The organism is Arthrobacter sp. TB 26 (assembly GCF_000427315.1).
In the GTDB taxonomy this organism is placed as follows: Bacteria; Actinomycetota; Actinomycetes; order Actinomycetales; family Micrococcaceae; genus Arthrobacter.
The window spans coordinates 1-4,283 of record NZ_AUPJ01000465.1 but is presented as its reverse complement, the minus strand read 5'-3'; the positions used below and the strand labels follow the sequence as shown (position 1 = coordinate 4,283).

At 70.5% G+C, this 4,283-nt stretch carries 3 protein-coding genes and 2 pseudogenes; all 5 read right to left on the bottom strand.

Going from position 1 to position 4,283, the window contains the following annotated elements; all coding sequences use genetic code 11:
* On the bottom strand, positions 1-873 hold an 873-nt coding region (locus tag K789_RS0117855; protein WP_024367959.1), incomplete at its 3' end, for a uroporphyrinogen-III synthase.
* Positions 874-893: 20 nt separating this feature from the next.
* Positions 894-1,892 carry a hydroxymethylbilane synthase gene (gene hemC, locus K789_RS0117850; protein WP_024367958.1) on the bottom strand — a complete coding sequence of 333 codons (999 nt, stop codon included), beginning with the start codon at positions 1,890-1,892 and terminating at the stop codon, positions 894-896.
* A gap of 31 nt (positions 1,893-1,923) precedes the next feature.
* Positions 1,924-3,167: pseudogene (locus tag K789_RS24725) on the bottom strand (ferrochelatase); the annotation flags it as partial.
* Complete coding sequence (hemQ, locus tag K789_RS0117835; protein WP_024367955.1) at positions 3,164-3,877, bottom strand: hydrogen peroxide-dependent heme synthase; 714 nt, start codon at positions 3,875-3,877, stop codon at positions 3,164-3,166. The pseudogene K789_RS24725 and the gene hemQ, both read right to left, overlap by 4 nt.
* A gap of 134 nt (positions 3,878-4,011) precedes the next feature.
* Positions 4,012-4,283 (bottom strand): annotated as a pseudogene (locus tag K789_RS23440) (hypothetical protein); the annotation flags it as partial.

Here is a 4,283-nt window from a genome sequence, read left to right as displayed (position 1 = left end):
CGAGCGTCCGATGGCGACGAAACGGCAGACGCCCAGCGGTGCGAGGTCCTCGCGGATGCGCCGGGCAGCGCTGGGGGAAGCGGCAACAACGGCGTCGAGCCGGCCGGCACCGATTTCGGCTTTCGCCTGGTCCGGGGTCAGGACGGCGGCTCCGTTGTCCGGGGATGCCCCGCGGACAGGCTGCGCTGCCGGCTGGCAAGCGGCCAGGCTCCGGCCGGGGTCGGCCGGGTAGTCCACTGTGCGGTACGCGGTCACGGCCTGGACGAAGGCGCCCCGCGCCTCCAGTCCGCGGCGGAGCCGGGGGTCGGCGATGTCGGCCTGCGGCAGGAGCACGCTGCCCTGGTGCTCGGGCCAGATATCGACAAGGCCCGCGCCGGACTGCTGCCCCGTGGGCGCCAGGTCGACGGCGACATCCCGGGATTCGAGGAAGCGGCGTGTGGCGGGCCCGACCGTAGCCACCAGCAGGCTGCCCGGGAGCCAGCGGCCGAGGGTGGTTCCCCGTTCGGCGGCCTTCGCCTCGAGCGCCTGGACCGTGGTCACGCTGCTGATCACGAGCCAGTTGTAGGCACCGGCGCCCAAGGCATCAAACGCGACATCCAGGGAGTGCTGGTCGCTGGCGAACTCAAAGTCGATGAGCGGCAGCAGCAGGGGCTCGGCGCCGACGGCGCGCAGGGCGCTGACAAGGTCCGCCGCACGGTCAGGGCTGCGGGCGACGAGGATACGGGCGCCGTCCGGCGCCCTCGTGCCGTCCTGCCTGCCCTGCCCGTCCTGCCCGTCCTGCCTGCCCTGCCCGTCCTGTTCGCCGGCGGCCCGGCCCTCGCGGGTTCCGGGGTTTCGGGCGTCGTCGAGGTTTCTGGCCCTGTGCCGTCCCATGAACTGGAGAATTCCGCGGATCAGGATGCGGCCAAGTCCGCGATGTCAGCGGCCCCGCGGGCCAGCAGGACTTCGGCGAGCTCGATCCCCAGCAGGGTTGCCCCGACTTCGGTGAGTCCGTCCGTGGCCTTCCTGTGCCGGACCGTGGCTGTTCCGTCGACGGCGCAGACCACGGCTTCAAGGTGCAGCAGGCTGCCTTTGCGGTAGGCGTAGGCGCCCACCGGCGCGGCGCAGCCGGCTTCAAGGCGGGCCAGGAGCGCCCGCTCGGCCGTGACGGCAAGCCGGGTGTCCGGGTCGTCGAGGGCGGCGAGGGCCTGCGCCAGCACGCCCTGCGAGCCTTCGGTGGATCCTGCCTTGCGCGGCGCATCGGCGGAGCGGCATTCAATAGCGAGGGAACCCTGCCCGGCGGCGGGCAGCATGACCTCGGTCTCGAGGTACTCGCTGACGGCGTCGAGCCGGCCGATCCGGTGCAGTCCGGCGGCGGCGAGCACCACGGCGTCGAGGTCGCAGCTCTTACCGTCGACGACGGCGTCGGTGCTGTTGCCGGGCAGCCCGGGAACGCGGCCGAGCCGGGTGTCGACGTTGCCGCGGATGTCGCGGATGTCCAGGTCCGGCCGGGCGGCCCGCAGCTGGGCTGCGCGCCGGGGCGAACCCGTGCCCACAGTGGCGCCGGCGGGCAGGTCGGCGAGCTTGAGCCCGTCGCGGGCGCAGAGCACGTCGCGGACGTCGACGCGTTTCGGCGTCGCCGCGAGCGTCAGCCCGAGGGCTGCGCCGGTGGGGAGGTCCTTGAGCGAGTGCACCGCGACATCGCATTTGTCCTGCAGCAGGGCATCGCGCAGGGCAGCGACGAAGACGCCGGTGCCGCCCATCTGGGACAGCGATCCGGTGAGGACGTCTCCGTCGGTCCGGATGTGGACCAGTTCGACCGGGAAGCCGCCGACGGCGGTCAGCTGGTCCGCTGTCTGCTGGGTCTGCGTGAGCGCGAGCTTGCTCGCGCGCGTTCCGATCCGCACGGTCACGGTGTGTCCTGGTCCCCCGCCGGAGCGGTTGTGCCGGCGGCCNCGCCGGGTAGGGGTCGTGGCCTGTGCCGATGGTGGTGTCCGCGCCCGCAATGGTGGGCTTTTCGCCGCGGAAGTTGGCGCAGCAGCCCGGGCGGCAGACGTCGTACCAGGGCCCGAGCTTGGTCAGGTGCGGCCGGTCGGCGATGTTGTTGGCTGCGGTCCGCTCGCAGATCAGGTCCACGATGCCGCCCACGAACTTGCGGTGCGTCCCGGGTGTGGGGACCCGCGTCGCGGCGAGGCCCAGTGTGGCGCAGGTTTCCAGGGCCTCGGTGTCGAGGTCCCAGACCACCTCCATGTGGTCGCTGACAAAGCCGAGCGGCACGATCACGATGCCCTTGACGCCCTGGCCGGCGAGGTCCGCGATGGCGTCGTTGATGTCGGGTTCCAGCCAGGGCACGTGCGGCGCCCCGGAGCGGGACTGGTAGACGAGGGACCAGGGGGCGGTGTCGCCGGTTTCGGCCTCCACCCGGCGGATGACCTCGGTGCCGGAGGCCAGGTGCTGCGCGACGTAGGCGGAGTCTTCCTCGAAGTGGCGCGGTTCGGCGTCGGAGCGGCCGGCGGCCTCGGCGTCGCGGGTGGGGATGGAGTGGGTGGCGAACAGGATGTGTACCGGCGCGTCGGGGGTGCCGGCCGCGGCCAGCTGGGCGCGGACGTCGGCGAGGCCCTTGGCGGTGCCTTCGATGAAGGGCTCGACGAAGCCGGGGTGGTCGAAGTATTGGCGGACCTTGTCCACTTCGAGCTTCCCGTCGAGTCCGGTGTCGGTCAGCGCGATGCCGATGTCCTCGCGGTACTGGCGGCAGCTGGAGTAGCAGGAGTAGGCGCTGGTGGTGACCATGAGGACCTTGCGGTGCCCGGCGTCGTAGATGTCCTGAAGGGTCTGCGGGATGTACGGGGCCCAGTTCCGGTTGCCCCAGAACACCGGCAGTTCGATCCCCCGGGCGGCGAGTTCGGCTTCGATGCCGGCCTTGAGATCACGGTTCTGCTGGTTGATCGGGCTGATGCCGCCGTTGGCGCGGTAGTGGTGCGAGACCTCTTCGNGAGCCGCTCGTCCGGGATGCCGCGGCCGCGGGTGACGTTGCGCAGGAACGGAAGGACGTCGTCCTGGCCTTCGGGGCCGCCGAAGGAGGCAAGGAGCACGGCGTCGTAGTCCTTGGGTGCCATCCGGCCCGCTTCGGTGACCTCGTTCAGGACTGTTTCGCCTGTGGCAGTGTTCTGGGGATCCAGCGGGCTCATGAAAGGACCTCGGCAATCTCGGCGGCGTTCACCCGGCGGCCGGTGTAGAACGGGATTTCTTCGCGGACGTGGTGGCGGGCTTCGGTGGCGCGCAGGTGGCGCATCAGGTCCACCAGGTCCACCAGTTCGGGGGCTTCCAGGCCCAGGATCCATTCCCAGTCGCCGAGGGCGAAGGAGGACACCGTGTTGGAGATGACCTGGGGGAAGTCCCGGCCCAGCAGGCCGTGGTCGCGGAGCATGGCGCCGCGTTCGGCGTCGGGAAGCAGGTACCACTCGTAGGAGCGCACGAAGGGGTAGACGCAGAGCCACTCTGCCGGTTCCACCCCGCGGGAGAAGGCGGGGGTGTGGTTCTTGGCGAACTCGGCTTCCCGGTGCACGCCCATGGCTGACCAGGCAATCTCGGTGCCTGCGAACAGTTTGCTGCGGCGGATGTCGCGGACGGCACGCTGGAGGGCTTCCGGCTGGGGGCCGTGCAGCCAGACCATGATGTCTGCATCGGCGCGCATCGCCGAGACGTCGTAGCTGCCGCGGTGGACCACTCCGGCCTCCGCCAGGCGTGCGGTGAGGGCGTCGAAGTCGTCAGCAGCATCGCCGCTGCGGAGGACATCGGCGGAGCGCTTGAAAACCGTCCAGAGCGTGAAGAACTGCTCGGCTGATTCTTCGCTTGCTGATTCAGTTTTAGTGACAGTTTCGGCAGAAGTGTGGCTCATGGATACCAGTCTGCCCCTTCGCCACAGCTAAGTCGAAATGAAGCACTTCTACAGCGCGTAGAAGTGCTTCATTTCACATTCACTGGGGATTCAGGGTCCGGATTCGGCGCGCCGGGCAGGGACTGTCCGTGCTGTCAGACGCGGCGCATGCGCAGGACAACAACGCCGGCGATCACGGACAGCACAACGAGGCCGATGCCCAGGCCGAGCAGCGGCGACGGTCCGAGGGGCTCCCGCACCGACGTTGCTTCCATCGAGGTGCTCCCGGAACGGGGCTGGGCCGACGCCGTTGCCGGGCCACCGGTTGCTGTCGGGGACGCCGTGGCCGGGTTCGACGGCACCGCGGACGCCGTGGTCGCTGCCTCGGCATTTGCAGCCGGGGCTTCGCCGGACCGGGTGTCGCCGG

Bases quoted from the DNA above. Each gene is read 5' to 3' on its own strand.
- hemQ (WP_024367955.1), bottom strand. From the start codon at position 3,877: ATGAGCCACACTTCTGCCGAAACTGTCACTAAAACTGAATCAGCAAGC.